Source organism: Solidesulfovibrio fructosivorans JJ], assembly GCF_000179555.1.
Classification (GTDB): Bacteria; Desulfobacterota; Desulfovibrionia; order Desulfovibrionales; family Desulfovibrionaceae; genus Solidesulfovibrio; species Solidesulfovibrio fructosivorans.
Window position 1 is genome coordinate 17,309 of record NZ_AECZ01000012.1, and the last position, 24,826, is coordinate 42,134.

At 63.7% G+C, this 24,826-nt stretch carries 23 protein-coding genes, 3 tRNA genes and 1 pseudogene; 11 read left to right on the forward strand and 16 right to left on the reverse strand.

Going from position 1 to position 24,826, the window contains the following annotated elements; translation table 11 throughout:
- Positions 1-80: 80 nt before the first annotated feature.
- The 6 genes from DESFRDRAFT_RS10125 to DESFRDRAFT_RS10150 form a co-directional block, all read right to left on the reverse strand.
- On the reverse strand, positions 81-251 hold the full coding sequence (locus DESFRDRAFT_RS10125; protein WP_005993585.1) for a Flp family type IVb pilin: 171 nt from the start codon (positions 249-251) through the stop codon (positions 81-83).
- A 216-nt stretch (positions 252-467) separates the two neighbouring features.
- A complete protein-coding gene (locus DESFRDRAFT_RS10130; RefSeq protein WP_005993587.1) occupies positions 468-2,678 on the reverse strand; it encodes a hypothetical protein in 2,211 nt (736 codons plus the stop codon).
- A gap of 22 nt (positions 2,679-2,700) precedes the next feature.
- Positions 2,701-4,038 carry an ArsB/NhaD family transporter gene (locus DESFRDRAFT_RS10135; protein WP_005993591.1) on the reverse strand — a complete coding sequence of 446 codons (1,338 nt, stop codon included), beginning with the start codon at positions 4,036-4,038 and terminating at the stop codon, positions 2,701-2,703.
- Positions 4,039-4,043: 5 nt separating this feature from the next.
- Positions 4,044-4,505 (reverse strand): CBS domain-containing protein, encoded by a 462-nt coding sequence (locus tag DESFRDRAFT_RS10140; protein WP_005993592.1) that lies wholly within the window; start codon positions 4,503-4,505, stop codon positions 4,044-4,046.
- Positions 4,506-4,578: 73 nt separating this feature from the next.
- On the reverse strand, positions 4,579-5,580 hold the full coding sequence (locus DESFRDRAFT_RS10145; RefSeq protein ID WP_005993594.1) for a 2-hydroxyacid dehydrogenase: 1,002 nt from the start codon (positions 5,578-5,580) through the stop codon (positions 4,579-4,581).
- 167 nt (positions 5,581-5,747) lie between these two features.
- Positions 5,748-7,520: a hypothetical protein gene (locus DESFRDRAFT_RS10150; RefSeq protein ID WP_005993596.1), complete on the reverse strand. Its 1,773-nt coding sequence runs from the start codon at positions 7,518-7,520 to the stop codon at positions 5,748-5,750.
- Between the two features lie 1,361 nt (positions 7,521-8,881).
- Here DESFRDRAFT_RS10150 and DESFRDRAFT_RS10155 point away from each other — a divergent pair.
- Entirely contained in the window at positions 8,882-9,736 is an 855-nt protein-coding gene (locus tag DESFRDRAFT_RS10155) for a zinc metalloprotease HtpX (RefSeq protein WP_005993598.1), read from the forward strand.
- Between the two features lie 193 nt (positions 9,737-9,929).
- On the opposite strand, the gene DESFRDRAFT_RS10160 is transcribed toward DESFRDRAFT_RS10155, so the two are convergent.
- The 5 genes from DESFRDRAFT_RS10160 to DESFRDRAFT_RS10180 all read right to left on the reverse strand — a co-directional run bounded on the left by DESFRDRAFT_RS10160 (position 9,930) and on the right by DESFRDRAFT_RS10180 (position 14,338).
- Positions 9,930-10,511: an NYN domain-containing protein gene (locus tag DESFRDRAFT_RS10160; protein WP_005993600.1), complete on the reverse strand. Its 582-nt coding sequence runs from the start codon at positions 10,509-10,511 to the stop codon at positions 9,930-9,932.
- 228 nt (positions 10,512-10,739) lie between these two features.
- Positions 10,740-11,363, reverse strand: a complete 624-nt coding sequence (locus tag DESFRDRAFT_RS10165; RefSeq protein WP_005993602.1) for a class I SAM-dependent methyltransferase — start codon at positions 11,361-11,363, stop codon at positions 10,740-10,742.
- On the reverse strand, positions 11,344-12,225 hold the full coding sequence (locus DESFRDRAFT_RS10170; RefSeq protein WP_005993604.1) for an ABC transporter ATP-binding protein: 882 nt from the start codon (positions 12,223-12,225) through the stop codon (positions 11,344-11,346). Before DESFRDRAFT_RS10170 ends, DESFRDRAFT_RS10165 begins: the two co-directional genes overlap by 20 nt.
- A 2-nt stretch (positions 12,226-12,227) precedes the next feature.
- On the reverse strand, positions 12,228-13,274 hold the full coding sequence (locus tag DESFRDRAFT_RS10175; RefSeq protein WP_005993608.1) for a FecCD family ABC transporter permease: 1,047 nt from the start codon (positions 13,272-13,274) through the stop codon (positions 12,228-12,230).
- Positions 13,271-14,338 carry an ABC transporter substrate-binding protein gene (locus DESFRDRAFT_RS10180; protein WP_005993610.1) on the reverse strand — a complete coding sequence of 356 codons (1,068 nt, stop codon included), beginning with the start codon at positions 14,336-14,338 and terminating at the stop codon, positions 13,271-13,273. Before DESFRDRAFT_RS10180 ends, DESFRDRAFT_RS10175 begins: the two co-directional genes overlap by 4 nt.
- 672 nt (positions 14,339-15,010) lie before the next feature.
- On the opposite strand from DESFRDRAFT_RS10180, the gene DESFRDRAFT_RS10185 reads away from it, so the two are divergent.
- A complete protein-coding gene (locus DESFRDRAFT_RS10185) occupies positions 15,011-16,486 on the forward strand; it encodes an outer membrane homotrimeric porin (protein WP_005993612.1) in 1,476 nt (491 codons plus the stop codon).
- Positions 16,487-16,771: 285 nt separating this feature from the next.
- Here the strand turns inward: DESFRDRAFT_RS10185 and DESFRDRAFT_RS10190 are convergent, their stop codons facing one another.
- The 3 genes from DESFRDRAFT_RS10190 to DESFRDRAFT_RS10200 form a co-directional block, all read right to left on the reverse strand.
- Positions 16,772-17,083 carry an RNA recognition motif domain-containing protein gene (locus tag DESFRDRAFT_RS10190; RefSeq protein ID WP_005993614.1) on the reverse strand — a complete coding sequence of 104 codons (312 nt, stop codon included), beginning with the start codon at positions 17,081-17,083 and terminating at the stop codon, positions 16,772-16,774.
- Positions 17,084-17,273: 190 nt separating this feature from the next.
- Positions 17,274-18,008, reverse strand: coding sequence for a DNA alkylation repair protein (locus DESFRDRAFT_RS10195; protein WP_005993616.1), 735 nt, complete (start codon positions 18,006-18,008; stop codon positions 17,274-17,276).
- A gap of 45 nt (positions 18,009-18,053) precedes the next feature.
- Positions 18,054-19,007 carry a hypothetical protein gene (locus tag DESFRDRAFT_RS10200; RefSeq protein ID WP_005993618.1) on the reverse strand — a complete coding sequence of 318 codons (954 nt, stop codon included), beginning with the start codon at positions 19,005-19,007 and terminating at the stop codon, positions 18,054-18,056.
- 127 nt (positions 19,008-19,134) lie between these two features.
- Here DESFRDRAFT_RS10200 and DESFRDRAFT_RS10205 point away from each other — a divergent pair.
- The 4 genes from DESFRDRAFT_RS10205 to DESFRDRAFT_RS10220 all read left to right on the forward strand — a co-directional run bounded on the left by DESFRDRAFT_RS10205 (position 19,135) and on the right by DESFRDRAFT_RS10220 (position 20,047).
- Positions 19,135-19,210, forward strand: a tRNA-Lys gene (locus tag DESFRDRAFT_RS10205).
- Positions 19,211-19,220: 10 nt separating this feature from the next.
- Positions 19,221-19,296 (forward strand) — tRNA-Glu (locus DESFRDRAFT_RS10210).
- A gap of 149 nt (positions 19,297-19,445) precedes the next feature.
- Complete coding sequence (locus DESFRDRAFT_RS10215; protein ID WP_005993619.1) at positions 19,446-19,673, forward strand: AbrB/MazE/SpoVT family DNA-binding domain-containing protein; 228 nt, start codon at positions 19,446-19,448, stop codon at positions 19,671-19,673.
- Positions 19,670-20,047 (forward strand): type II toxin-antitoxin system death-on-curing family toxin, encoded by a 378-nt coding sequence (locus tag DESFRDRAFT_RS10220; RefSeq protein WP_005993621.1) that lies wholly within the window; start codon positions 19,670-19,672, stop codon positions 20,045-20,047. The genes DESFRDRAFT_RS10215 and DESFRDRAFT_RS10220 overlap by 4 nt, the downstream gene beginning before the upstream one ends.
- 122 nt (positions 20,048-20,169) lie before the next feature.
- On the opposite strand, the gene DESFRDRAFT_RS22135 is transcribed toward DESFRDRAFT_RS10220, so the two are convergent.
- Together DESFRDRAFT_RS22135 and DESFRDRAFT_RS10225 are read right to left on the reverse strand one after the other, a co-directional pair.
- The gene (locus DESFRDRAFT_RS22135) at positions 20,170-20,340 is read right to left on the reverse strand and encodes a hypothetical protein (RefSeq protein WP_199533117.1); all 171 of its coding nucleotides are present in this window, start codon (positions 20,338-20,340) and stop codon (positions 20,170-20,172) included.
- A gap of 103 nt (positions 20,341-20,443) precedes the next feature.
- A tRNA-Met gene (locus DESFRDRAFT_RS10225) sits at positions 20,444-20,520 on the reverse strand.
- A 433-nt stretch (positions 20,521-20,953) separates the two neighbouring features.
- Here DESFRDRAFT_RS10225 and rpmH point away from each other — a divergent pair.
- The 5 genes and pseudogenes from rpmH (at position 20,954) to jag (ending at position 24,472) form a co-directional block, all read left to right on the forward strand.
- On the forward strand, positions 20,954-21,091 hold the full coding sequence (rpmH, locus tag DESFRDRAFT_RS22690; protein WP_005993624.1) for a 50S ribosomal protein L34: 138 nt from the start codon (positions 20,954-20,956) through the stop codon (positions 21,089-21,091).
- Positions 21,092-21,105: 14 nt separating this feature from the next.
- Positions 21,106-21,498 (forward strand): annotated as a pseudogene (gene rnpA / locus DESFRDRAFT_RS22695) (ribonuclease P protein component); the annotation flags it as partial.
- Complete coding sequence (yidD, locus tag DESFRDRAFT_RS23190) at positions 21,471-21,857, forward strand: membrane protein insertion efficiency factor YidD (RefSeq protein ID WP_081458460.1); 387 nt, start codon at positions 21,471-21,473, stop codon at positions 21,855-21,857. The pseudogene rnpA and the gene yidD, both read left to right, overlap by 28 nt.
- The gene (yidC, locus tag DESFRDRAFT_RS10240) at positions 21,763-23,376 is read left to right on the forward strand and encodes a membrane protein insertase YidC (protein ID WP_005993626.1); all 1,614 of its coding nucleotides are present in this window, start codon (positions 21,763-21,765) and stop codon (positions 23,374-23,376) included. Before yidD ends, yidC begins: the two co-directional genes overlap by 95 nt.
- Before the next feature lie 64 nt (positions 23,377-23,440).
- A complete protein-coding gene (jag, locus tag DESFRDRAFT_RS10245; RefSeq protein WP_005993628.1) occupies positions 23,441-24,472 on the forward strand; it encodes an RNA-binding cell elongation regulator Jag/EloR in 1,032 nt (343 codons plus the stop codon).
- Positions 24,473-24,826: the final 354 nt, after the last annotated feature.

Sequence of the window (24,826 nt, forward strand, 5' to 3'; positions counted from 1 at the left end):
ACGGGCCAAGGCAACTGGCCGCTTCCGGGAAGGGGGCGGCCAGTTGCGAGCGGGAAATGGTGCCGTTATGCGGGCTTTGTCTAGCTGCCCTTGATGGAGGTGGCGATGGAGTCGAAGGTGGTGCTCAGGTTCTGCCCGAGGGTGGTGACGACCCCGACGATGACGGCGGCGATGAGGGCGGCCATGAGGCCGTATTCCACCGCGGTTGCTCCTTCCTCGTCACGAACGAACTTGGTGATGGCGCGCAGCATGGTTTTTCTCCCCTTTCTTTATATTGTGTCTTGCCGGTTGTATCCGTTGCCGATCTTGACAGGTATAAAGCACGGGGCGTGCCAGTTTTACTCAAATAAAGAGTATGCTGTAATAACAGCGGAAAATAATTTTTGCCTGGATGAACTGTCTTGAAAAAATAGAAAGACGTGATTGTGTTCCAAAAAACATGGAACCGGGGAGTGTCGTCTTTTCGATCAGCGCGGGCCGGACGAGGGCATGGCCTGAGGGGCCATATCCGGGAGCAAGGCCGCGCCGACGAGGCCCAGGCGCTTGGCCGCGCCCGGAGACGGCGGCAGGACCCGCATCTCGAGGCGGGATTTTCCCGGCGGCAGGCGCAGGGGAAGCGTGACCGGCGTGGAGAGCGCCCTGGCGTCGATTTCCTTCGTGAAGCCCGGTCCCGTAACCAGTACGCGCACGGGCGTCATGGCCACGAGGTTGCACGCAAGGCGCGCCGCGACCGGTTGCCCGCCGCTGTTGGTCAGCCGCAACACGCCGCTGTCGCCGATCCAGACGATGGGGCCGCTGATCGAATGCTCCGGCGGCGAGCAGCCCTCGCCAAAGCGCAGGGTGAGGTCCGAGGGCGCGCCCACGGCCAGCCGCCAGGACGGCACCATAGCCAGGGAATCCACGGGAATGGCCCGGCCGGTGAGCGTCGTTTCCGAAAGTTTCCGGCGGCCCATGGCCATGGCCGAGATCAGCCGCCAGACGCCGGCGTCCTCGTAAAGGATGTCGGGGTAGCGGTTGGTGGCGTCGCTTATGACGGAAGCGGCGTCGGCGAGGAGCGCGGGCTGGTCGGGGCGCGGCGCGTACGGGTCGGGACGTGGCGGCCCGAGGCGCGTCACCCGGGCCAGGAGAAGGGACGTGGCGGCGTCGGTCGGCCCGGACAGGCGGCGCAGGGCGTAGACGGGCAGTCCCGGAGGCGCGACCGGATCGATGCGCTCAAGGACATGCAGGCGCTTGCCCGTGCGGTGGGCGAACCAGGCGTCCCAGTAGCCCGGATGGGTGATCTCCACATTGACCGGGGCAAAAAGGTCCGGGGCGACGAGGGTCGCGCCGTCCGGCAGGGCGTCGAAATCCGGGCTTTTGACGGCGAGTCGGGCCATGCGCCAGCGCGAGGCGGCGGCGATCTTGCTTTCGAGCACCGAGGCGTTGACCGAGGCGTTCACAAGCGCCACGGCGGCGGCCAGCACGGCCAGACCGGCGGCGAGCCCCTTGCGGGACCGGCCGGAAACCCGGCCGCACAGCCACAAGGCGGCCAGCGCCAGCCCCACGGACCAGGCATAGGCGGAAAAGGTCGAGGTGACGTACCAGGTGATGCCGTGGCTGGTCGGCTCCTGGTACTTGGGCGACAGGCCGATGAGGAAATTGGGGCAGTAGGCGGCGTAGAGCACAAGGCACGCCGGGAGGAGCCGCGCGCGCACACGGTCCGGGCCGCGCGAGAGGAGATGGTAGGCCAGCCCGCCGGTAACGACCGAGAGGCCCAGCCAGGCCGGGGACAGGCGCGGCCAGTTGGCCGTGAGCTGGCGCAGGTAGCCGGTGAAATCGAGGACGAGCCCGTTCGTTATGACCGGAAAGCGGTTCACGTACTCGACGTCGAGGTGAAACGCGCCAAGGGGCAGGGCGCTTTGGCTGTAGGCCAGCACCGTTTCCAGGATGCGCAGCGGACTGGTGAGGTCCAGGGCGTTGCCCTCGTACTGGGAGGGATGCAGGGCGCGGTAGGCGACGTACGTGACGAGATAGACCGCCAGCCCGATGTTGGCCCGGGCCATGGTCCGAAGCCGCTCCCGTTTCGGCCGGTCGTACCGTTCCCCGGCCAGCCAGACGACGGCGCACAGAAGCGGCGCGTAGCACAAAAACGCCTCGAAATGGCAGTAGGCGGCAAAGGCCAGGATATTGGCCAGGACGACGAGCCGCGTCCGGCCCGTGCGCCCGTGCCGCCACAGGCAGTAGCCCGCCCAACTGATGCAGAGAAGCCCCGAATCGAAGACCAGCGGATAGGACGAGACGATGTTGTGGTGCCAGTTGTCCTGGTAGAAGGCGACGGCCAAGAGCATGGCCAGAAGCCCGAGCGCCGGCAGCCCGGCCACGGTCGCCGCGAGAAAGGCGCACGAGGCCATGGCCGCGGCGAAGACGGTGAGCGATATCGCCTTGCGCGCGGGTTCGCTGTCCAGCCGGTAGGGCAGGGCGGTGAGCCCCACGTGGAGGTAGTGGTGGAACCGGCCGGCCCCGGCGGCCAGCTCGGCCGCGAACGCCCCGATATCGCCGCTTATGACGTGCTGCTCGTAGAAAAGGTCGTCGCTGGTGGTGGCTCCGGTGCGCAGCTGCCCGGCAAAGGCCAGCACGAACGCCGCCGCCAGACAGGCCAGAACCAGGGTGCGGGCGGGGGGCGACGTGTCCTTGAGCATGGGCGCGGGGGACGGACGCGGGTCAGACCTTGAGCAGGTAGTAGCGCACGTAGATGTAGATCATGGACAAGAAGATGGTGGCCACGGTCACGGGCGCGCCGTACTTGAGGAACCGGGCGAAGGATATCTTGTGCCCGGCCTTTTCCGAAAGCCCCACCACAATGACGTTGGCCGAGGCCCCGATGGCCGTGCCGTTGCCGCCCAGACACGCGCCAAGGGCCAGGGACCACCAGACCGGCAGCATGGTGGGATGGGTGTAGAGCGCCTGCCCGGAAAGGCCCGTGGTCGGGCCGAGGACCTTGTCCGCCAGCTCGGCCAGAAGCGGGTTCATGGTGGCCACGAAGGGAATGTTGTCCACGATGGCCGAGGCGATGCCGGAAAACCAGACCATGACCATGGACAAGGTGAGCATGGAGTCCTTGGTCGGGTGGGTGAGCGCGATGACCTTCTGGGAGAAAAGCTCGATGAGGCCGGCTTTGACCGTGCCGCCGATGATGATGAAAAGGCCCATGAAGAAAAAGATGGTGGGCCATTCCACTTCCTCCAGCACCTTTTGCGGGTTCTGGCGGGAGATCAAAAGCAGCGTCGAGGCCCCGAGCAGGGCCACGGTCGCCGGTTCGTAGTGGAGCAGGCCGTGGAGCATGAAGCCGCAGATGGTGAGCGCCAGCACGAAGCCGCTTTTTTTGAGCAGCGCCGGGTCCTTGATCAGCGCCCTTTCGTTCATGGCCAGGATGCGGGCCTTTTGGGCCTCGCCCACGTGCAGCCGTTTGCCGAAGAGGACCTTCCAGGAGAGCATCCAGGCGATCATGATGAAGACGATGGCCGGGGCGAGGTGGCCCATGAAATCCATGAAGTCGAGGCCGGCCTTGGAGGCGATCATGATATTGGGCGGGTCGCCGATAAGTGTTGCCGTGCCGCCGATATTGGAGGCCAGGGCCTCGGTGATCAGGTAGGGCACGGGGTCGATTTCGAGCTCCCGGGCGACGAGCAGCGTTACCGGGGCCAGAAGCAGCACCGTGGTCACGTTGTCGAGAAAGGCCGAGGAGATGGCCGTGACCACGGCGAAGATGGCCATGATGGCGAAGGGTTCGCCCCGGCCGATCTTGGCCGCCTTGACGGCCACGTACTGGAACACGCCCGTCTTGGTCATGATGTTGACGATGATCATCATGGATATCAGCAGGAAGATCACGTTCCAGTCGACGCCGAGGTCGGCGTCGTGGAAGGCGTCGTGCTGGGTGAGGACCTTGAGGGCCAGGGTCAGGGCCGCGCCGAACAGGGCCACCTTGGTCTTGTGGATCTTTTCCGAGACGATGACGGCGTAAGCCAGAACGAAAATGGCGGTAGCGGTCCAAAACATGGAGTCTAAGCCTCGTCTTCAAGGCCGCAACGTTCGGCCAGGTATTTGAGAATGGCCCGGCGGGAAACTTCGCCCACCAGTCTGCCCTCGTCGTCGATGACCGGCAGCACGTTGACCCCGCGCTCGGCGATGAGCGCCTCGGCCTCGAGAAACAGGGCGTCGGGCGTAACGGCCGCGAAATCCGTGGTCATGATGTCGGCGGCCGGCTGGCCCTTGCAGGCGGAAAAGGCCTGGCGCAAGACGGATTCGTCGTCGGGCAGGGCCTTGACCAGATTGGAGTCCAGATAAAACGGAAACATGACCCGCAGGATGTCGTAGCTGCTGATGACGCCAAGAAGCTTGCCGTCCTTGTCCACGACATAGACCAGCCGCGATTCCATCTGCCGGTAGGCGGCGAGCAGGGCGGCGAAGTCCACATCCGGACCGATGACGGCCAGGGATTTGTGCATCATGTTACGTATGCGCATGGGGACTCCTTGCTTGCTGAGGCGGGGCTTATGGATTTCGGGCATTGGCAATGCGCCCTTTTGCCGAATATTGTCAAGATTGGCGGGAACCCCTGTCGGGGAGCACCTCAGGGTTGAGGCAGGTGGGCGGCGTATCGCCCGCGAGCATGGCCAGCAGGTTCCGCGCCGCAAGCTCGGCCATGCCGTCCCGGGCCTCGCTGGTCGCCGAGCCGATGTGCGGGGTCACGACCACGTTCGGCAAGGCGGCCAGGCCCACGGCCATCTTGGGCTCGAACTCGTAGACGTCGAGGCCGGCTCCGGCCAGGCGTTTTTCCCTGAGGGCGACGACGAGCGCCGCCTCGTCGATGATGGGGCCGCGTCCGGTGTTGACCAGAATGGCCGTGGGCTTGAGCCTGGCCAGGGCGGCGGCGTTGAAGGCGTGGCGCGTCTCCGGCGTCAGCGGCGCATGGATGCTGATGATGTCGGCCGTGGCCAGGAATTCCTCGAAGGGAAGCCTTTTCGCCCCGCATTCGCGTTCCAGGGTCTCGTTGGGACGCCTGCCGCCGCAGGTGACCACGGGCATGGCAAAACCGCGCGCCATAAGGGCCATGGCCGTGCCGATGCGGCCGGGACCGAAAATGCCAAGGGTCTTCCCGCTGATCTGTTGGCCGATGAACTGGAGCGGCCCCCAGCCCGGCCAATTCCCCGAGCGCATGACCGCATCCGAGACCACGATCTGGCGGGCCACGGCGAACACCAGCGCCCAGGCCAGCTCGGCCGTGGCCGTGGTCAGCACGTCCGGGGTGTTGGAAACCGGCACGCCCCGGCGGGTGGCCTCGGCCACGTCGATGTTGTCGAAGCCCACGGCATAGTTGGCATAGCCGCGCAGCAGCGGCGCGGCGTCGAAAAATCCGCTGTCGATGCGGTCGGTCAAGAGCCCGATCACGCCGTCGGCCGTGGCGGCATGCTGGAGCAGCTCCGCCCGGTCAAGGGGCCGGTCCTCGGGATTCACCCAGACGTCGCAGGTTTCGCGCAACAAAGACAAACCGGCTTTGGGAATCCGCCGGGTCACGATGACGCTCGGTCGCTTGGCCATGGCAGGGACTCCTTGTGAGGGGAAGGAGGGTGATGCGAGAGGGGAAACCCTTTAAAAAGGGTTCTCCCCTCTCGCGCTCTCCCCTTCCTAAATTTCCCAAAGTTTATATCGGTAACACATTGATACCGCTAAAAGTCTTTGGAAGGGGGTCTGGGGGAAACCTTTCTTCAGAAAGGTTTCCCCCAGTTCTTCATAGAGATCATACGCCTGTATAGCGCCGCGCCAGTGGCGGTGTCGAGCCAGCGCTTGTCCGGGCTGGGCGGCGTCTCGGCAATCATGACGCCTTTGGCCGTGGTGAACGGCGGCAGGGGAACCACGGCCGAGGCCCGCACCCGGCTGGTCACGGACTTTTGTCCGTCAATGAGGGCGAGGGTGAAAAAGCCGTAGGGCTTCATGGCGGCGTCCGGGTTGTCGATGCGGACGAAGGCCAGGTCGCTGGGCCGGGACAGGGCGTAATTGAGGAAATAGGCGTCGCCGTGGCGGGTGATGCTCGTGGCCACGTTTTCGACCCTGGTCACGAGGGAGAAAAAGACGATGACGGCCAGGGCCAGCGCCTGGGCGGCGGCGCCCGTGCGAACTAGCCGCGACCGGGCGGCCAGGACCTGCCCAGCGGCGAAAAGTCCGAGCACGGCGGCGACTCCGAGGCCAAGGCCCAGGGAGGCGTAGAGCGTGGTTCCCTCGTGGTCCAGGAAGTCGTAGGGCAGCAGGTAGCCGAATTGGAAGCAGGGGAGCAGGGTAAAGAGCTTGTCGAAGGGTACGGAATAGTTGCGGCTGTCGAGGAAGGCGTTGGGGAATTTGAACAACACGCAGGTCAGGCACAGGGAGAGCAGAAACAGCGGCAGGGCCAGCCATTTGTTGACCCGCCCGGGCTCGTCGAGCCAGCGGGCCAGGCCGAAGGCGACAAAGGGCATGGCCGCGGTCCAGTTGCGCGCGGCGTAGGCCTCGCTGCCGTTGGCCCAGAGCATGGTGCAGAAATAGGCCACGAACAGGACGAGGATGGAGCTTTCGGGCTGGTCCTTGTCCTTCCAGATGAAGCAGAAAAGCCCGATTAGCCCCAGCAGCAGGTGGGGGGCGTTTGGGATCAGCCCGTGGCGCATGTCGAGGAGGTTGGTCAGCACCCGGTCGGGCACGGCCAGGAGGGTAACGGGAAAGGCTGGGTTGCCGCCGCCCACGGCCAGGCCGAAAAGCGCTTTGTTGTAGAGCAGAAACAGGACGAAGAGCCCCGCGGCGATGCCGAACATGGCCAGTTGCCTCGACCGGGGGAGTTTTTTGCGCACCCCGGCGTAGACGATCAGAAAGGCCGTGGCCGCCTCCAGGGACAGCTTCACGTGAACGAAGGGCAAAAGGCACAGCCCGAGCGCGGCCCAGAGGGCGTTGGCCGGGTTCTTGTGGCGTCCGGACAGGAAAAAGAGGAGTACCAGACAGTTGCAGGTGAAAAGCAGGATCTCGGCGAAAAAAAGCCGCAGGTAGAAAATGAGCGGGCAGGCAAAGGCCACCCCGGCCACGGCGGCAAGGCTTGGACCATGGGGAAAGCGCAGGCGAAGCGCCTTGTAGAGGATGACGAGGCCGAGCGCGCCCACGGCAAAAGAAAGCCAGCGCGCGCCGTCAAGTCCGGCCAGGGTCAGGGCCGGCGAGCCCAGGACGGGGTAGACCACGGAATGGATGAGCCGGCCGGCGTGGCCGGCGGGACTGGCGGCAAGGGGCGTGGTCAAGCCGGAGTCGGCCACCATTTCGCGCCACAGGGCGTCGCTCGGGTGGAAACCCTGGCCGTGGAAGATGCCCAGGCCATAGGCGGCGTAGCGCACCTCGTCGCCGGTGAAGGCCAGCTTGCCGAGAATGAGCGCGTGCACGGCCCAAAGCGCCAGGAGCAGGGCGGCCAGGGAGACGGCGGCGTTTCCCGGCGCATGGGCGCGATTGTTGGCGGGATCGGGGTGTCGCATCCGTCCTTCATGAAGGCTTTTGGCGCCGGCGGCATTGGAGATAGGGACGCGGCCGTCAGGGCCACATTCGCCCCCGGCCGTACCGTCGGCGCAAGGTGGCCCAGGCGGCGCGATCTTGTCAACGGCGGGTAAAAGCCGGGCCGGGCGGGCGGTTATGGGCGGCATGTCGCGGCCCGGTGCATTTATGATGAAGATTTCACTTTACAAACGGGCTGGAAGTTTTATTTCTAGAATCAACGGCAACCTCATATGAGGTGGAACCCGAGCAGGAGGCAACGCCGTCACGAATCCCGTCTCCCATACCCGGCGAAACGAGTCGCCCACCCCCAAGGCCAAACCGGCTTATGCCGGAACCTTGAAGGCGAAAGGACTTGCCCGATCGCCACGCAAAAGCGCCAGCGGTACGGCCGACAGGCCGAGAAAGACCGCCGCAGATGTTGGGAGTCAGAGGACCTGGAAGCGGGAAACTTTCAAGACGGAACATTGGAGGGCACTGCCGATGGGCTTACGCGACCCATACACGGCGAAGCGAGTCGCCCCGAAGTGACGGCCGTAAGCAGGCCGGAGTGGTGGCTGAACTTATCCGGTCACCGGGGAGGAGCCAGACGGCCAGAGACGGCCGGGGCCTCTCCGAAGGAACAAGGATCCGGAACCAGGCAACAGCCGAACGCAAGATAAACTGGAGGGCAATGCCGACGGGCCTTAAAAACCCATATTCGGCGAAGCGAGTCGCCCCGAAGTGACGGCCGTAAAGGCCGGAAGGGCGGTCGGACTTATCCGGTCGCCGGGAGGAGCCAGAGGCCACGCGGGCCGGCCCCTCTCCACGGAAACAAAGGATCCGGTATCAGGTAATCTCGGAGCGTAAGACAAGCCGGAGGGCAATGCCGATGGGCTGATACGCCCCATAATCGGCGAAGCGAGTCGCCCGGAATAGATGGCCAGGTAACGGCCATCCCGGCAAAAGGACATCCCGGAAGGCGTGGTGCGGAAATTGACCGGAAAACATTGGAAAAGGTCAGGCACACGCGAGTAGGGATCGGCTCCCGGTAATGACGAGAAGCCAATGCGCGCCCGGCGCGCGGAAACGATAAGACGCGATGTTCCCTACCCGGCGAGAAGACTCGCCGCGCGCATGCGGAACCGGAGGTTCTCTCCGGAACCCGCCCGGTGCAGGAACCGCCCTGCCGCCGGCGCACGGGAAGCGGCCCGGCCGCAACAGCCGGATGATGCCGCGACCCGCCACGAAAGGGTAACGGAAACAGGTTACGTCGGAACGAAACAGTATCGAACCGACCCCGCCCGGCCCGGCTGCGGACCGGACGGGGTCTTTTCCTATAGACGTCATGGAGGTTTTCCCCATCATGAGCAGCCAGATAAAGACCGCCCTGCTCCTCGGACTTCTTACCGCGCTCATCCTCGTCGTGGGCCAGGCCATGGGCGGCCGGCAGGGCCTTGTCATCGCCTTTTTTTTCGCCGTGATCATGAACCTCGGCAGCTACTGGTTCTCGGACAAGATCGTGCTGTCCATGTACGGCGCGCGCGAACTGTCCCCGTCCGACGCCCCGGGCGTTCACGCCATGGTCGAGGAGCTGGCCCGAAACGCCGGCATCCCCAAGCCCCGCCTCATGATCGTGGCCCAGGAATCCCCCAACGCCTTCGCCACGGGCCGCAACCCGGAGCATGGCGTGGTCTGCGTGACGGCGGGCATCCTGCGGCTGCTTTCCCCGGAAGAGCTGCGCGGCGTGCTGTCCCATGAGCTGTCCCACATCAAGAACCGCGACATCCTCGTCCAGTCCATCGCCGCGGTCCTGGGCGGCGCGGTGATGATGATGGCCAACATGCTCCAGTGGGGAGCGATTTTTGGCATGGGCCGCAGCAGCGACGACGAAGGCGGTGGTGGCGGCGTCCTCGGCGCGCTGGCCATGGCCCTGCTCGCGCCCCTCGCGGCCACGCTCATCCAGATGGCCATTTCCCGGTCCCGGGAATACCTGGCCGACGCCACCGGGGCGAAGATTTCCGGCACGCCGCTGGCCTTGGCCGGAGCCCTGGGCAAGCTCGAGAACTACTCCCGGCAAATCCCCATGCAGGCGAACCCGGCCACGGAAAACATGTTCATCGTCAATCCGTTCGCCGGCGTCTCCATGGCCTCGCTTTTCTCCACCCACCCGCCCACCGAGGAACGCATCCGCCGCCTGCGCGACATGGCCGGACGTTAAGAGAAGAGAAGGATAGAAGACAGTGCGAGAGGGGAAACCCTTTTGCAAAGGGTTCTCCCCTCTCGCGCTCTCCCCTTCCTAAACTCTTTAGCGGTTACGGCTGCCGTACGGGTTAACAGTCCCGTCCCTTTGGAAGTCTTTGGAAAGGGGGTTTGGGGGGAAACTTTTCTACAGAAAAGTTCCCCCCAACTTCTTACCGCGCGACTTCGCTCGCGAAATCGTCGATCCAGTAGATGCGGTCGGCCCGGCACTGCAGGTCGGTGGAAACGCCGTTCTTGAAGACGAGCAGCTCGAAGCGCTTGTTTTTTTCCGTGATGTACTCGATGGCGTCCAGCAGGTCGCTGTCGCCCGAGGACAGGATCAGGGTGTCGTAGTTGTCGACGTGGGTCAGGGCCAGGGTGGCCAGGCCCACATCCACTCCTTTTTGCTGCTCGCGGCTCAGGCGATGCTTGGGGTCGTTGGGGCAGGCCACGGGCACTTTGCGGCGACAGTGTTCGCAGTAGAGATCCGTGATTTCGCTCGAGCGCAGTTCGTAGAGCTTGGTGATGATTTTCGGCCCGATGGGCGGGGCGCTGCGCATCCAGTTATAGAAGGAAACCTGGGCGTCGGGCGTGGGATTGGGAACGGAATTGAGATAATAGGCTCTCCAAAGCGGTTCTTCAATCTCAAGCTTGTTTCTCAATTTGACATAGTCGATACTATAATCACGATTGTAAATGGATTGTCCGCGATACATGTATCCGGCGTCGATCAGCCAGAGCTTGCGATTGATCATAGGCATACTCCTTGTTTTTCTTTATTCGCGGCCGCGCGGCCGGATTGTTGCTGACAGTATTGCGCAACAGAGTCGTATCCTCCTACCTGAAATGGAAAAAAGCGGGAAGAGATGGCGGGAAAAAATAAAACCCAATTATTTCAAGTTGATTTAGGGAATAAAAAAGTATTCCTATCCTTGGAGTAAGGAATAGGCGCGGGGAAAGGGCGGCGATAGGGCGGGCACAGGCTAGTGTTTGTGGATATGCACCCACACCCCGTAGGAATCGCGGTGGACCTCGGCGTCGGCGATGCCGGCCTGTTTCAGGACGCGCGGCAGGTAGCCGTCGGCCTTCCAGTCGTTTCGCGAGTCTTTCTCGCCCTCGCCGGACCATTTGGGACGCATGGCCCGGACTTCCTCGATGGGCTGGTAGCGGCTGAAGCCGCAGCCGATAAGCGCCGAGCCGCCCGGGGCCAGCACGCGGTTGAGTTCGGCAAAGGCCGCCACATGGTCCTCCCAGAAGGGGATCGAGCCCCGGCTGACCAGCAGGTCGACGGTGCCGTCCTCCATGGGAATGGCGGTCACGTCGGCCTCGAGAAAGCGGAAGCGTTCGGCCGGGAGGGCGTGGCGGGTCACGTTTTCCCGGGCCAACTCCAGCACCTCGGGCTTGGCGTCGAGACAGACCATGGACAGGTCCGTGATCTTGGCCAACTCGATGCAGACGGCGGCGCTGCCCGTGCCCACGTCCAGGCACATGCCCTTGGTGACGCCGAAGTCGTCCACGATCTGGCGGGCGAGCAGCGGATACATGGCGGCAAAGCGGTGGTTGGCGTCGTAAATGTAGAAACCCGGGTCAAAAGTCGTTTCGGACATGACGGCTCCTTGTTGGGGCGGCGTTCGGAACCTGGCCGGCGGCGGAAAGGGGAATGGCGCGTTTTTTCCCCGGATGCCGCAGGACCCGGCGCATGCGCGTCGGCACGCACACCCGCATATGTTCATTTAAAGGATGCACCTCGATGGCGGCGTCGTAAAGTCGGCCGAGGTTGCGGCTGGTGACGGCCTCAGCCGGGGCGGCGTCGGCCAGAACGTGGCCCGAGCGCATCATCACCACCCGGTCGGCCACCCAGAGGGCGTGGTCCGGAAAGTGGGTGGTCATGAGGCAGGTGCGGCCCTCGTCGCAAAGTTCGCGCACGATTTCCAAAAATCGGGCTTGATTGCCGAAATCCAGGCCGTTGACCGGTTCGTCCATGACGAGCACCGGCGTTTCCTGGGCCAGGGCCCGGGCCAGCATGACGAGCTGGCGCTGGCCGCCGCTTAAGCGCGTCAGCGGTGTATCGGCGAACCGGTCGACGCCGAAGCGGGCCATGGCCGCCCGGGCGATGTCCCGGTCGTCCTTTCCCGGCCGGCCGAAGGCCCGGGCCCGGGCGGCCCGGCCCATGAGTACCGTCTCGAAGGCGGAGTAGGCAAAGGCCGGCTGCGAAAGCTGGGGAACATAGGCGGCCAGTTTGGCCAGTTCCCGGGGCGAACTGGCCGCCACGTCCCGGCCCTCGATGCGGGCGTCGCCGGAACCGGGAGAAAGCAGGCCGAGAATGAGGCGCAACAGCGTGGTCTTGCCGCAGCCGTTGGGACCGAGCAGGCAGGCGAGTCCCCCCGGGGCCACGGTGAAGGACACGTCGCACAGCACCGCGCGGCCGTTGTAGGAAAAGGCCAGGTTGCTGACGGCGACGGCGTCCATGGCTAGCTCCAGCCCCGCCGGGCGGTTTTGAGCACCAGCGGGAAAAAGGGAATGCCGATCAGGGCCGTCAGGATGCCGAGCGGTATCTCCACGCCGAAGGCCAGGCGCGAGATGTCGTCCACGGCCAGCAGGTACACGGCCCCGAGCAGGGCGGCGGCGGGCAGAAGCCGGCCGTGCCCCGGCCCCACCAGCATGCGCCCGGCATGGGGAATGATGAGTCCCACCCAGCCGATAAGCCCGGCGATGGAGACGGTCAGGGCGCAGAGTATCGTGGAGAGCGCGATGAGGGCCAGCCGCACCGGGCCGGTGGACAGCCCCAGGCTTCGCGCCTCCTCGTCGCCGAGGCTCAAAAGGTCCAGACGGCCGGCGAAGCGAAAAAGGATCACCAGCCCCAGGCAAAAGGCCGGCGCGGCCAGGCGCATGGTGGTGCCGTCGGCCCGGGACAGCCCGCCCATCAGCCAATAGGTGATGGCCGGCAATTCGTCGTTGGGGTCGGCCGTGTACTTGGCCGCCGCGAGCAGGGCGGTAAACAGGGCCGAGCTGATCACCCCGCCGAGGATGAGCAGCAGCAGCTTGTCGCCCTTGCCGCTGCCGGCGAGCCCCAGGGCCATGCCCACGGCCGTGATGCCGCCGACAAAGGCGAAGACCTGGACCATGGTCCAGCTTACCCCCGCCAGCATGCCGACCGCCGCGCCAAAGGCCGATCCGGCCAGCACGCCGAGCAGCCCTGGCGAGACGAGGGGATTGACGAACATGGCCTGATAGGCCGTGCCCGAGGCGGCGAGCACCGCGCCGACCAGCATCGCGGCCAAAAGCCGGGGAAAGCGGATATCGCACAGCACCGTGGCCACAAGCCGCTGCTGCCCGGCGGCGATATCCTGGCCGGAGAGGGCGCTTTGGAAAAAACGCCACTGGTCGCCGAGACTTATGGGGTACTGGCCCACGGTCAGGGACCAGACCGCGGTCAGGACGAGCACGGCCGCCAGGACCGGCACGGCGTACCGGGACCTGGCGGCGGCGTTCGGCGGGGATGCGGTGGAACGGCTCACTTGCGGTGCGGATTCTTGCCGGCCAAAAGCGTCTTGGCTTCGTCGGCGCTGATGTCCTTTTGCAGGTACAGCTTCAAAAACGCCTGGGTTTCCTTGACCATGTCGTACGGGAAGACCTTCGGGTACAGGGCGTGGGCCGCCCATTTGGCTCCGAGCAGGCGCATGAAGGAGGGCGGACGGTCGAACCAGTTGAACGGCGCGTCCGGGATGAGGAACACCCTGCCCGCCTTGACGGCCGGAATGTCCTTCCACAGGGGCGAGGAGAGGATCATGTCGCGGCACTTGGCGTCCTGGACCAGGATGGCCTGGGGCGCGTAGCCCATGACGGTCTCCATGCTCACCTTGTCCATGCCGAAGCGGTTGGACTGGGGCTTTTTGTGGACGTTCACCCCGCCGGCCATCTTGATGACCATGGTGTGAAAGGAGTCCGCGCCGTCGGTGTAGAGGCCGTCACCGCCCTCGGCGTAGTAGACGGTCAGGCGCTTGTCCTGGGGAATCTTGGCCAGCCCGGCGCGCAGTTCGGCCAGGGTCTTGTCCGCGGCCGCGGCCAGGGCTTCGCCGCGTTCCTTTTTCCCGAGCGCTTCGCCCAGAAACCGGAAGTCGGCCGGATAGTTGTCCGGCGATTCGCTGTCGATGTGGACGACGGGTATGCCTATCTCAATGAAGAACTTGTCGAACTCGCGGTTGGAACTGGCCATGGTGCCGCTGACCACGAGGTCGGGCTTGGCCGCGAGCAGCGCTTCCTTGTTGGGCACCATGCCTTTGCCGAAGAAACCGCCCAGAACCGGCAGATTGGCCGCGCAGGCCGGCATGAAGGCCTTTGCCGGCGGGAAGGGCTTGAAGTTCCATCCCGCCAGCACGCAGGGGTCGATGGCGTACACGAGCAGGCTGTCCGGCGGGGACAGGGCGTAGACCTTTTTGGGGGCGTCCGGGATGGTCACCGTCTTTTTGGTCATGTCGGTGACCGTCCTGGCCATGGCCGGAGCGGTCGCGGCCAGGGTCAGCAGACAGACGAGCAGGGCGGCCGCAAGGGGAAGCGTGCGGCGCAAAGCGGTACGAAGCATGGGCGGCTTTCCTTTGGCGCGGGGCGCGGTTGGCGGCGGCGGCGCGGCGTTTACGCGACGCGGCCGATTATCGATGCCGCCAGTATAGGGCGCGCTTCGGGTATCGAGCAATGTGACACTTATGATTTTTTAATAGGTATTTTAGGGCGTTGTCGGTCTCGCAGCGGAATTGTACTGTCACGGGAAATCTAAAATGAGAGGCAAGCCCATTTTGTTTTCTTGTAGGACAAAGATGGTTCCGTATGCTGGATGGGAAAATGGTATTGTGTCCGGAGGCATCGATTTTTCGGGTGGGAAATGCCGCGATAGTGCAACATATTGATTTGTACTGTATGGATCGTACAGCGCGAATGATTTGAATATGGACTTTGAAATGGTGTTGGATTCGCCAGTAATTCATGGTGAAGTTGTCAAGAATCACGCTTTTTTATATTTTCCGTGATCAGTATTGGGGGTATTTCAAGCAAAAATCATCTACTGTCATTGCGTTGCAAGTACGCGTGTCCGTCCCTCCTTTTTGGCTTTTTTGTAACATACCGTATTTATTGCATTCTCATTGTTTGCTGTCATATTTGTAATATTTTACAAAGTGTTACGACCCCTTCGCCAGGGGTCGGTCAGCGGCAACGGTTGTTTCTGCAACGGCGAACATTCGCATGCGAGGGAGGGATGATGAAACTATTGCGCAGCCTGGCGATGGCTGTTTCTTGCGTCATGGTCCTGTGCGCCGTGGCCCAGGCGGCCACGGAAGTGAGGATGGTGGGCGACGCCCTTGTCTATGGCGTCTTTTATTCGAACCGCAATTTCACGGGCTGGAACGCGCCGGCCTGGACCTCGTCCAGGCCGACCTGGAAGGGTCCTTCCAAGACCGAGGAAAGCTTCCAGATCTGGGAGCGCTTCCGCGTGCGGACCGACTTCGTCGCCAACGAGGCCGTGAAGTTCCGGCTCGCGCTCAAGGTGGAGGACACCTGGGGCCACGGCACCCTGACCGCCGCCAATCCGACCACGTCCGTGGTGCCCTACCAGGCCTTCCTGCAGTTCAAGCTCCCGGGGTGCGCGGTTTCGGCCACGGCCGGCCTGCAGCGCGTCGAAATGCCCCAGAGCCAGCTTTTCTACTCCTCGCCGGTCTTCGGCGACAACATGGCCGCCCTGGTGGTGAAGGCGCCGCTTATCGACAAGACCCTTTCGGCCGTGGCCGGCTTCGGGCGTCTGATCGACACGGACCGCACCTTTGACACGACCACCACCCAGGTGGCCGACGAGCTCGACGCCTACTTCCTGGCCCTGCCCGTCACCCTGGAAGGCTTCAAGGCCACGCCCTGGGGCGCGGTGGCCGTGGCCGGACGCAATACCGACTACTTCACCAACAAGAGCTCCCAGTACAAGACGTCCTTTTACGCCGACAACCTGACCTCGGCCGGGACGTACCTGAGCCCCACGCTGTGGAAGAACGACCAGAACGCGTTCTGGTGGGCCGGCGGCGCCTTCGAGGTGTCCGCCCTCGATCCCGTTCGCTTCTATGCCGACGTGATCTATGGGGCCGGCTCCCAGAACGACCGCAAGAAGAACCGCCGCGAAGGCTGGTTCCTCGACGCCGGTCTGGAATACACGGGCTGGGACCTGCTCACGCCCAAGGCCTTCGGCTGGTGGTCCACCGGCGAGGACGGCTCGACCATGAACGGTTCCGAGCGCATGCCCATCATCCGCTCCAACTGGGGCCCGGGCAACACCTTCCTGTTTGACGACAACCAGGAACTGGTCAAGGACGCCAACATGGCCATGAGCCCGGTCGGCTCCTGGGGCCTCGGCGCCAGCCTCGACAACATGAGCTTCATCGAAAAGATGACCCACCGCCTGACCTTCACCTTCGTCGGCGGCACCAACTCGGCCCGGGCCATCCGCTTCCTCAACACCTTCATGGGCAGCAACCCCTACTTCGTGATGGGGCGCGACCTGGCCGTCGGCGAGTATGTGCTCGGCGTCAACTTCGACAACAAGTACATGATCTACCAGAACCTGGCCGCCGTTGTGGAAACGGGCTGGGCCCACGGTGAATTCAAGCAGAGCATCTGGGGCCACCGGATGGTCAGCCAGGCCCGGGACGGGGATACCTGGAAGATCTCTTTCGGCTTGTCCTACAAGTTCTAAGGCGTAGCCGGCCGTCCGGATCCGGGGATGCTTCCGGTCCGCGCCGGCTGTGAACCGATGCGTTGCCGCGCAGGCCGGGGCTTTCGGGTCCCGGCCTTTTTACGTTTGCGTGTCGGGAGTCGAATATCGCGGGGGAGGGAAGAAGGAATGCGGCATGCCGCGCGTTCGCAATAAGCGATGGCAGCCATGCAAAAAAGGGCCGAAACAGACGTTCCGGCCCCTCGTTGCGTCTTCAGACCATCCGCGGCTGACGTACCCGGATCGACGCGGACGGAAAGCGGGATTCTACCAGCGACCGCCGCCGCCGCCGTAACCGCCGCCGCGACGGCCGCCGCCGCCGCCGCCCGAACGGGGCTTTTCCTGGGCTTCGTTGACCTTCAGGGTCCGGCCGGCCAGCTCCTTGCCGTCCAGGGCGGAAATGGCGGCAGAGGCGCCTTCGTCATCCATCTCCACGAAGCCGAAGCCGCGCAGGCGACCGGTTTCGCGGTCGGTGATGAGGTTGACGCTGATCACTTCGCCGTAAGGGGCGAAATGATCGCGGACATCGTCTTCCGTGGAGGAGAAGGACAGGTTACCCACGTAAAGTTTCTTCGACATGTACGGTAGCTCCGTTCTTTGGCATGGTCTTTTTCGGCGTGTTGGGGGGCGTCTTCCAAAGGTCCAAGCAGCGAAAGTTGGCATGCGCGTTGATAAAAGTGCCTTATTGTACACAGACCGCATACAAACACAACAACTATATGCCCGGCGGCAGAGGGTTTTTTTTAAAATTTCACAGTCGGCCCAGCGCCTATCCGGCGCGGCCCGCGACACGTTCGGCCATATCCGGCCGCGTCAGTTCGGCAATGGCGTCCCTGGCCGCAAAGGCGGCCTTCCCCTTGGCCGTGTCGAGGACGCCGGCCGCCTGGGCAAGGGCCGCCCGCCGCAACCGCTCGTTACGCTTGCCGATTTGACGAAAGACCCAGCTTGCCGCCTTGGCCACGATGCGCCGCTCATCGGCGCAGACGGCGGCCACGGCCCGAAGATCCGCCTCCAACGTCTCTTCGTCCGCCGTCTTGTCGTGCACGGCCAGACAGGCCAGAAGCGATAGCCCGGCCCGCTTGACGAAGGCGGGCCCGGCCAAAATCCAGCGCCGGGCCGTCCGTCGTGGGACGGGCGTGCGCCGGGCCAGCGTGTTGACGAACTGGTCGCACAGGTCCCAGGAGTCGATGGCCGCGACCATGGCCTCGAGCTCCTCCGGCGAAACCGCGGCGGGATCGTGGATCAGGCAGGCCAGGATGCGCGCCTCGTGGATGGCGCTCGCCCACAACCGTCTGGCCGTGTCCGCGTCGCGCCCGGTTTCCCGGGCCAGGACGCGCAGCCGCGACACCGGGACGCCGTAGGCGCGGGCAACGTTGATGCCGTAGCGGACCATGCCGGCCCGGTTGGTTTCGCTTTGCCGGGCACGCAAGGCGTCCAGAAGCGCGGCGGCTTTGGCCTCGGGCGTGTCCGGCGTGGTTTCCTGTGGCGTCCCTTTTTGCTTCAAGGGGAGTCTCCGCGAAAAGAAGGCCCGCGCGGCCAGGGCGCGGCGTCAGCCGAAAATGGCGTAACCCACGGTGACCAGGGCGATGCTTGCCGCGCGAAGTGCCTGGTTGTGCACGATCAGCCGCATGGCCGCCTTGGGCTTGAAAATGCCGGCGTAGTACGGAAACTGGTGGCGGAAGGCGCGCATGGGCGTGGACAGGATGTTGCCCACAAGCAGGGCCAGCACCACCTGCCGCGTGGTCAGGTCGCCCGCGCCGAGCATGGCTCCGGCCGCGGCCAGCCCGGCCGTGAATTCCGCCACCACCTGGAACATGACGATGCTCACGGCCTGGGGCGTCATGAAGGACAACAGCCCGAGATGCGTCGAGAGCCATTTTTCCATGGCCCCGAACGCGCCTCCAACGACCAGATAATGGATGCCTATGTAGATGGGCACGGTGAAAAGCACCATGGTGCGGATGCGCCGGGCAAAGCGTTTGAGACCTTTGCGCAGGGCCTTTTGCCAGGAAAATTGGCCATCTTGCAGGTGGCAGACCACGCAGCCCTCGGGCAGCGGCGGCAGAACCACGCGGCCGTAGGCTAAGATGGCCACCGTGCGCAGCAGGGCGGCGGTGAGGGTTAGGCCGACGTAGAGCGCGGCCGGGCGCGTGCCGAGAAACGGCACGGTGATGAAAAACATCTGGGGCAGATGGAGAAAATAGGTGGGCAGGCTGTTGAAGAGATTGGCCAGGATCAATTCGCGGTCGGTGAGTTTCTTGGCGGCGTAAGCCTCGGCCAAAAGGGAGTTGGCGGCCATGCCCGAGAAAAAGGCCATGGAGAAGCTGGCCCCGACCACATCCTTAAGATGGCCCAGCCGGATGATGGGCGCGGCGAGACGGGCCAGAAAGCGGGTCCAGTTGAGGGCTTCGATAAGATTGGCCACGAGCAGGCCGATGGCCAGGGAGACGAGGAGGCGGCCAAGCGGCCACAGCAGGGAATGCCAGAGGTGCGCGAAATCCATGGTGGCGGGAGGTATATCCAGATGCGGCATTTTTGGGAAGCGGCGAGGGCGGGGCGCTTTTTTTTAGGAGGGAACGAATAAGAGTTGACACCGGAGTGGGATGCGCATAATGAATTTCTTCCCGTGTGGGCCGTTAACTCAGTCGGTAGAGTATCTGCCTTTTAAGCAGAGAGTCGCTGGTTCGAGCCCAGCACGGCCCACCAGCAAGCGTCCGTCCCCATCGTCTAGTGGCCTAGGACGGCGGCCTCTCACGCCGCTAACAGGGGTTCAAATCCCCTTGGGGACGCCAAGACAATTCAAGGGCTTACAGCTAAAATGGCTGTAGGCCCTTTTTTTGCGCCATCCTTCCACGTGAAGACAATGCTCGGGGGCGGGCGTTGCCCCTTGCCTTGCCCGCATTCATTGTTATAACTTGTGTGCCAACATGGAGGTGTCGACATGCAGGCGCTCAAGATCAGGAAAGTGGGGAATTCCCTCGGGCTGGTGCTGCCGAAGGAAGCCGTGGCGCGGCTCAAGGTCGTGGAGGGCGATACGGTGTATCTGACCGACGCTGAAGACGGATACCGGATCACGCCCATGGACGCGTCCTTTGCCGAGCAGATGGCGGCGGCGGAAGACATTATGCGCGAGGACCGCGACGTGTTGCGCGAGTTAGCCAAGCGATGATGTGGCGTTGGATTGACGCCGCCGTGGTGCTGGCCATCCACGACCAGCAGATTGCCGAACACGGGGGAGGCGCTGGTGTCCGGGATCTGGGGTTGCTCGAAAGCGCCTTGGCCAGGCCGGAGCAACTGGTCGTCCACGAAAACCCCGATCTGTTCGACCTGGCTGCTACCTACGCCCATGGGATCGTCCGCAACCATCCTTTCGTGGATGGCAACAAGCGGACGGCCTACGTCGTGTGCATGCTCTTTTTGCGGCTCCACGGGGGCCGTATCGAAATCCCCGGCCCGGATCGGGTCATTGCCTTTGAACAACTCGGCAAGGGGGCGGTTGATCGAGAGGGCTTGGCCGGCTGGCTGCGGGCCCGCAAAAAATGACGGCGGGCGTTTTTTCAGGTCCCGACGACACTGCGCCAAGCGTTGAACAATGACGGCTGCGTCAATGCCTGAAGAAAGGACCAAGCAGGTCCCGCACCGTCCGAACCGCGGCAGCGGGCGGATTACAGCACATCTTCGGGGGTGAAGCCCAACCTCGCCCATTGGGCTTCGGCCCGGGGCAGTTCCTCTCCGGAATACGCCTCAAGGACAAGACTCTCGGCCACAAGCCGCCATATGTGCTCCACCTCGTACGTGTAGTCCTTGTAGAAACGCGGCAGCCGCTTCAACCCCACGGAGGGGCGTGGAGTGGGTCTCTTTTTCGTCTATGGGTACCAATAGGGTATCAAAAAGAAAAAGGGCCTACAGCCGATTTAGCTGTAAGCCCTTGGACTTCCTTGGTTGCGGGGGCAGGATTTGAACCTGCGATCTTCGGGTTATGAGCCCGATGAGCTACCGGTCTGCTCCACCCCGCGTCACGTGGAGAAATGTATCTAGGCCGTTGCCCCTTTCCCGTCAAGCAAAAAAACGGAAAAAAAGAAATTCATAGCCAATGATCGGCAATAAATGTAGTGGAAACAGATGATTATAACGTCAGATTTTGTGCTTTTTCTGGCCGTCTCCGGATTCGGCCTGCTGGCCGCTTCCCTGGCGGTCCAAAAAAGGGCACTATGGTTCGCCGCCGTCGGGATGGCCGCCCTGACGGTTCTGACGGTCGTCGAGTCCGACCCCGTTTTATTGCTGGGCGCACTCGCCCTGGCGGGGGCAAGGTTTTTGCGCACACCCCCGGAGGACTCGCCGCCGGACCGCCCGGACCCGGGCCTCGACGCTCTGGAAGGGCGGCGGTCTTGACGATGTTGATTTTCGCGGCTATGAGAAGAAGTTCATCACAATTTATGGAGTCCATGCATGAGCAAGAAAACATACCAGCCGAGCAAAATCCGCAGAAAACGCACCCACGGCTTCCTGGTCCGCTCCAGGAGCAAAACCGGGCAGGCCATCCTGCGCCGTCGCCGGGCCAAGGGCCGCAAACGTCTGGCCGTCTAGGCTTTTCTCCGGCGCACAGGCTCCGGACGCGATGGGAGTTCGCGGCCTGCTTTGATGCGGGCCGCCGCTATCACGGCAAGACTTTTCTCCTGTTCGTCCTGGCGCGCGAGGACCGGGACGCTCCCTGGCGACTCGGCATGGCCATCAGTAAAAAAGTCGGCAATGCCGTCGCCCGAAACCGTGTCAAACGAGTTTTGCGTGAGTGCTTCCGTCTTGACGCCCCTGACGCCGTTTCCGCTTTGGATATCGTGGTCGTCGCCAAAAAAAGCCTGGATCCGGGCCGTTTGACCCTGGACGCGGCCTGCCGCGACCTGCGTCCGCTGTTGACGCGGATGGCCAGGGATTTCGAGCGTGCTCCCGGGCCGGGGAGTCCGACCCCATGCGAAGCGCCCTCATCTGGGTCATAACCTTCTATCGGCTTGCCCTCTCGCCCCTTAAGCCGCCATGCTGTCGCTTCGTGCCCACCTGCTCCGAATACGCCATCGAGGCTCTGGAGCGGTTCGGCGTCGTACGGGGCGGCCTGCTCGCCCTGTGGCGGATTTTACGTTGCCATCCCTTTGCCCGGGGCGGTTTCGACCCTGTCCCACAAGCACTCTGGCCGCGCCCGAGAGCGCCTCGAGAAGCGTCCCCCATGCGACGCACCCACACTCATCGACGGGATTTGAAGGACAATGGAAAACAAACGCGTAATCCTGGCCGTGGTTCTCTCCCTTGTCGTCCTGGTGGGTTGGAACTTCCTGTTTCCAACCAAACCCCCGGTCCCTAAGACCGAAACCACGACGCAAACCCAGGCTCCCGCACCTGACAAACCCGCCCCCGGAAAAACCGAGGCCCAGGCGCCGAAAGCCGAAACCCTGGCCGCCTTCGCCCCCACGCCCGGCAAGACCCTGACCGTGGACACCCCCCTGTACACGGCCGTTTTCAACAGCACCGGCGGCCTGCTCTCCCGGTTCTCCCTCAAGCAGTACCGCCAGACCATCGCCGCCGACTCCCCCCTGGTCGACCTCATTAACGAAAAGGCCCACGCCAAGGCCCCGTTGGGACTGATCCTCAACGGCACGCCCACTTGGCAGAACGTGGAATGGTCCGTCCAGGGCGGCGACGTCACCCTCGACGCCTCAGGCACCGCCTCCGTGACCTTCGTCGGCCGCATGGGCGATACCATCATCAAGCGTGTCCTGACTTTTTCCGGCTCGAACTACCTCATCGACGAGAAGCTGTCCCTGTCCAACACCGGCGCCAATCCGGCACGCGAACGCCTGTCCATGACCGTGGCCGTGGACCGTCTCTCGGCCGAAGGCGACAGCTACAACCCCACCCAGGCCGCCTTCTACGACACCTCGGGACTGGAGCTTTTCCACAGCGAGAAAAAGCTGGCCGAGGGCATCGCCGACGAAAAGCCGGTGGAGTGGGGCGCCATCATGAGCAACTACTTCCTCGTCGGCGTCATTCCCGATACCACGGACCTGCGCGGCAAGGCCAAGATCGAGGACGGGCTGTTCCGCCTGGCCGTGGACAAGGACGGCCTCGAGATTCCGGCCGGTGGTCGCCAGGACCTCACGATCAGCTACTATCTCGGCCCCAAGGCGCCGAAATTCCTGGCTATGGCCCCGCATCACCTGTCGGCGGCCATCGATTACGGCTGGTTCGACTTCATCGCCAAGCCGTTGGTGAAGCTGCTGCATTTCTTCTACAACTACGTCGGCAACTACGGCGTGGCCATCATCCTCCTGACCGTGCTCATCAAGGCGATCTTCTGGCCGCTGTCCCACAAGAGCTACAAGTCCATGGAGCAGATGAAAAAGCTCCAGCCGCTGCTCTCGCAACTGCGGGAGAAGTATAAGGACGACCGCCAGAAGATGAACGAAGAGATGATGCAGCTCTACAAGACCTACAAGGTCAACCCGGCCGGTGGCTGCCTGCCCATGGTTGTGCAGATCCCGGTCTTCTTCGGTCTGTACCAGGCCTTGCTGCACTCCATTGAATTGCGCCACGCCGCGTTCATCACCTACTTCCCCTTTACGCACCACATCTGGCTTGCCGACCTTTCGGCCAAGGATCCCTACTACATCACGCCGCTCATCATGGGCGCGACCATGTTCCTGCAGCAGAAAATGACCCCGGCCCCGGGCGATCCCACCCAGGCCAAGATCATGCTGCTCATGCCCGTGATCTTCACCTTCATGTTCCTCAACTTCCCCTCGGGATTGGTGGTGTACTGGCTGGTCAACAACGTCATTTCCATTGCCCAGCAATACTGGATGCTCAACAAGAAGCACTCGTGACGTCCTTCGTCATCGGGCATCCATGGCCGCACCAAAGCGGCGCAAGTGCAATCAAGGAGCGTTTATGAGCGAATTCAGAACCTTCAGCGGTAAGACCGTCGATGAGGCCATGCAGGAGGCATGTCGCCATTTCGGCGAGCCCCGTGAAAAGTTGGAAGTGGAGATCCTCTCCGGCGGCTCCTCCGGCATTTTCGGCCTCGTCGGCAAGAAAAAGGCCGAGGTCCGGGCCCGCCTGCGCGAGGAAGTCAACCTGTTGCAAGGCATGGAGGACTCCCGCAAGCGCGACGGCGCGCCCAAGTCCGAAAGAAATAGCCGTTCGCGCAAGCCCCCGCGCCAGCCCGCGCCGGAAAAGCAAAAGCCCGAACCGGTCGCGGCCGAACCCGTCGCCCCGCGCCAGGAAGCCGCTCCGGCCCCGGTCGCGGAACCCGTCGCGCCTCCGGTCGCGGAACCGGATCCGGTCGACGATCTTCCGGACGACGCCATGATGGAAATGGATGAGGAGTGCGCAACGGAAAGTCCCCGGCGCGAATCCCGCGGCAACCGCGAGGAACGCCGGCCGGCCGCTCCGGAGACGCCGCCCCAGCCCATTACCCCTGAACTCGAAGCCATCGTGCGCGAAGTCATGGACCAGATGCTCGACGGCATCCTCGGCCAGATTCCCGAATACGAGATCTCCGGCCACAGCGAACGCGTGTCCGTGCTCATCCTCGACGAGGAGAATTCCGGCCTGCTCATCGGCCGCGAAGGGCAGACCCTTTCCTCCATCCAATACCTCGTCAACCGCATCGTCATCCGTCGTCACGGCAGCCCCATCAAGGTCCAGATCAATACCGGCGAATACCGTGAGCGCCAGGACGACAACCTGCGCAAGATGGCCATTTTCCTCGCCGACAAGGCCAAGACCCTGGGGCGGCCCCAATCCACCAAGCCCCTGTCTTCCTACCACCGACGGGTCGTGCATCTGGCCCTTCAGGAGGACGAGGCCATCTCCACGCGCTCCAAAGGCGACGGGCCGCTCAAACGCGTGCTCATCGTGCCGCGCGGCCGCGGCAACGACGCCCAGCCGCAACAGCAGGGGGACCAGCAGCGATCGTAGTCGCAGTGGCGGGGCGGCGCTTCGCCCCAGGGGAGGCGCCGCCTCCCCTGGACCCCTCCGCCGGGGGGCTTGATGCCCCCCGGACCCCCCTTTACCGGGTTGGGTTGGTGTCTTTGAGCGGCGGGACGTCGAATGTTAGTTGCCGCAATCGGCCCGGCGACACGAGGGGCTAAAGCCCCTCGACGCCGGACGCGATTGCGGCAACAACCGCGCCAGCGGCGAAGCGCCGCATTTTAAGAAGGAAAGTTTGTTCTAAAGTTCGCCCCGAAGGGGCGACGGCGTGGTGGCGGCGGCATTTGCCGGGACGAGCTTGTCGCGAAGCGACATGCACCGTCCCGGCAAATGCCGCCGCCA

Bases quoted from the DNA above. Each gene is read 5' to 3' on its own strand.
- DESFRDRAFT_RS10155 (WP_005993598.1), top strand. From the start codon at position 8,882: ATGAGCAGCCAGATAAAGACCGCCCTGCTCCTCGGACTTCTTACCGCG.
- DESFRDRAFT_RS10165 (WP_005993602.1), bottom strand. From the start codon at position 11,363: ATGTCCGAAACGACTTTTGACCCGGGTTTCTACATTTACGACGCCAAC.
- DESFRDRAFT_RS10135 (WP_005993591.1), bottom strand. From the start codon at position 4,038: ATGTTTTGGACCGCTACCGCCATTTTCGTTCTGGCTTACGCCGTCATC.
- DESFRDRAFT_RS10160 (WP_005993600.1), bottom strand. From the start codon at position 10,511: ATGATCAATCGCAAGCTCTGGCTGATCGACGCCGGATACATGTATCGC.
- DESFRDRAFT_RS10220 (WP_005993621.1), top strand. From the start codon at position 19,670: ATGATGTGGCGTTGGATTGACGCCGCCGTGGTGCTGGCCATCCACGAC.
- yidC (WP_005993626.1), top strand. From the start codon at position 21,763: ATGGAAAACAAACGCGTAATCCTGGCCGTGGTTCTCTCCCTTGTCGTC.
- DESFRDRAFT_RS10140 (WP_005993592.1), bottom strand. From the start codon at position 4,505: ATGCGCATACGTAACATGATGCACAAATCCCTGGCCGTCATCGGTCCG.
- DESFRDRAFT_RS10185 (WP_005993612.1), top strand. From the start codon at position 15,011: ATGAAACTATTGCGCAGCCTGGCGATGGCTGTTTCTTGCGTCATGGTC.
- DESFRDRAFT_RS10145 (WP_005993594.1), bottom strand. From the start codon at position 5,580: ATGGCCAAGCGACCGAGCGTCATCGTGACCCGGCGGATTCCCAAAGCC.
- DESFRDRAFT_RS10180 (WP_005993610.1), bottom strand. From the start codon at position 14,338: ATGCTTCGTACCGCTTTGCGCCGCACGCTTCCCCTTGCGGCCGCCCTG.
- DESFRDRAFT_RS10190 (WP_005993614.1), bottom strand. From the start codon at position 17,083: ATGTCGAAGAAACTTTACGTGGGTAACCTGTCCTTCTCCTCCACGGAA.
- rpmH (WP_005993624.1), top strand. From the start codon at position 20,954: ATGAGCAAGAAAACATACCAGCCGAGCAAAATCCGCAGAAAACGCACC.
- DESFRDRAFT_RS10215 (WP_005993619.1), top strand. From the start codon at position 19,446: ATGCAGGCGCTCAAGATCAGGAAAGTGGGGAATTCCCTCGGGCTGGTG.
- DESFRDRAFT_RS10150 (WP_005993596.1), bottom strand. From the start codon at position 7,520: ATGCGACACCCCGATCCCGCCAACAATCGCGCCCATGCGCCGGGAAAC.
- DESFRDRAFT_RS10125 (WP_005993585.1), bottom strand. From the start codon at position 251: ATGCTGCGCGCCATCACCAAGTTCGTTCGTGACGAGGAAGGAGCAACC.
- DESFRDRAFT_RS10170 (WP_005993604.1), bottom strand. From the start codon at position 12,225: ATGGACGCCGTCGCCGTCAGCAACCTGGCCTTTTCCTACAACGGCCGC.
- DESFRDRAFT_RS10130 (WP_005993587.1), bottom strand. From the start codon at position 2,678: ATGCTCAAGGACACGTCGCCCCCCGCCCGCACCCTGGTTCTGGCCTGT.
- DESFRDRAFT_RS10200 (WP_005993618.1), bottom strand. From the start codon at position 19,007: ATGGATTTCGCGCACCTCTGGCATTCCCTGCTGTGGCCGCTTGGCCGC.
- yidD (WP_081458460.1), top strand. From the start codon at position 21,471: ATGCGAAGCGCCCTCATCTGGGTCATAACCTTCTATCGGCTTGCCCTC.
- jag (WP_005993628.1), top strand. From the start codon at position 23,441: ATGAGCGAATTCAGAACCTTCAGCGGTAAGACCGTCGATGAGGCCATG.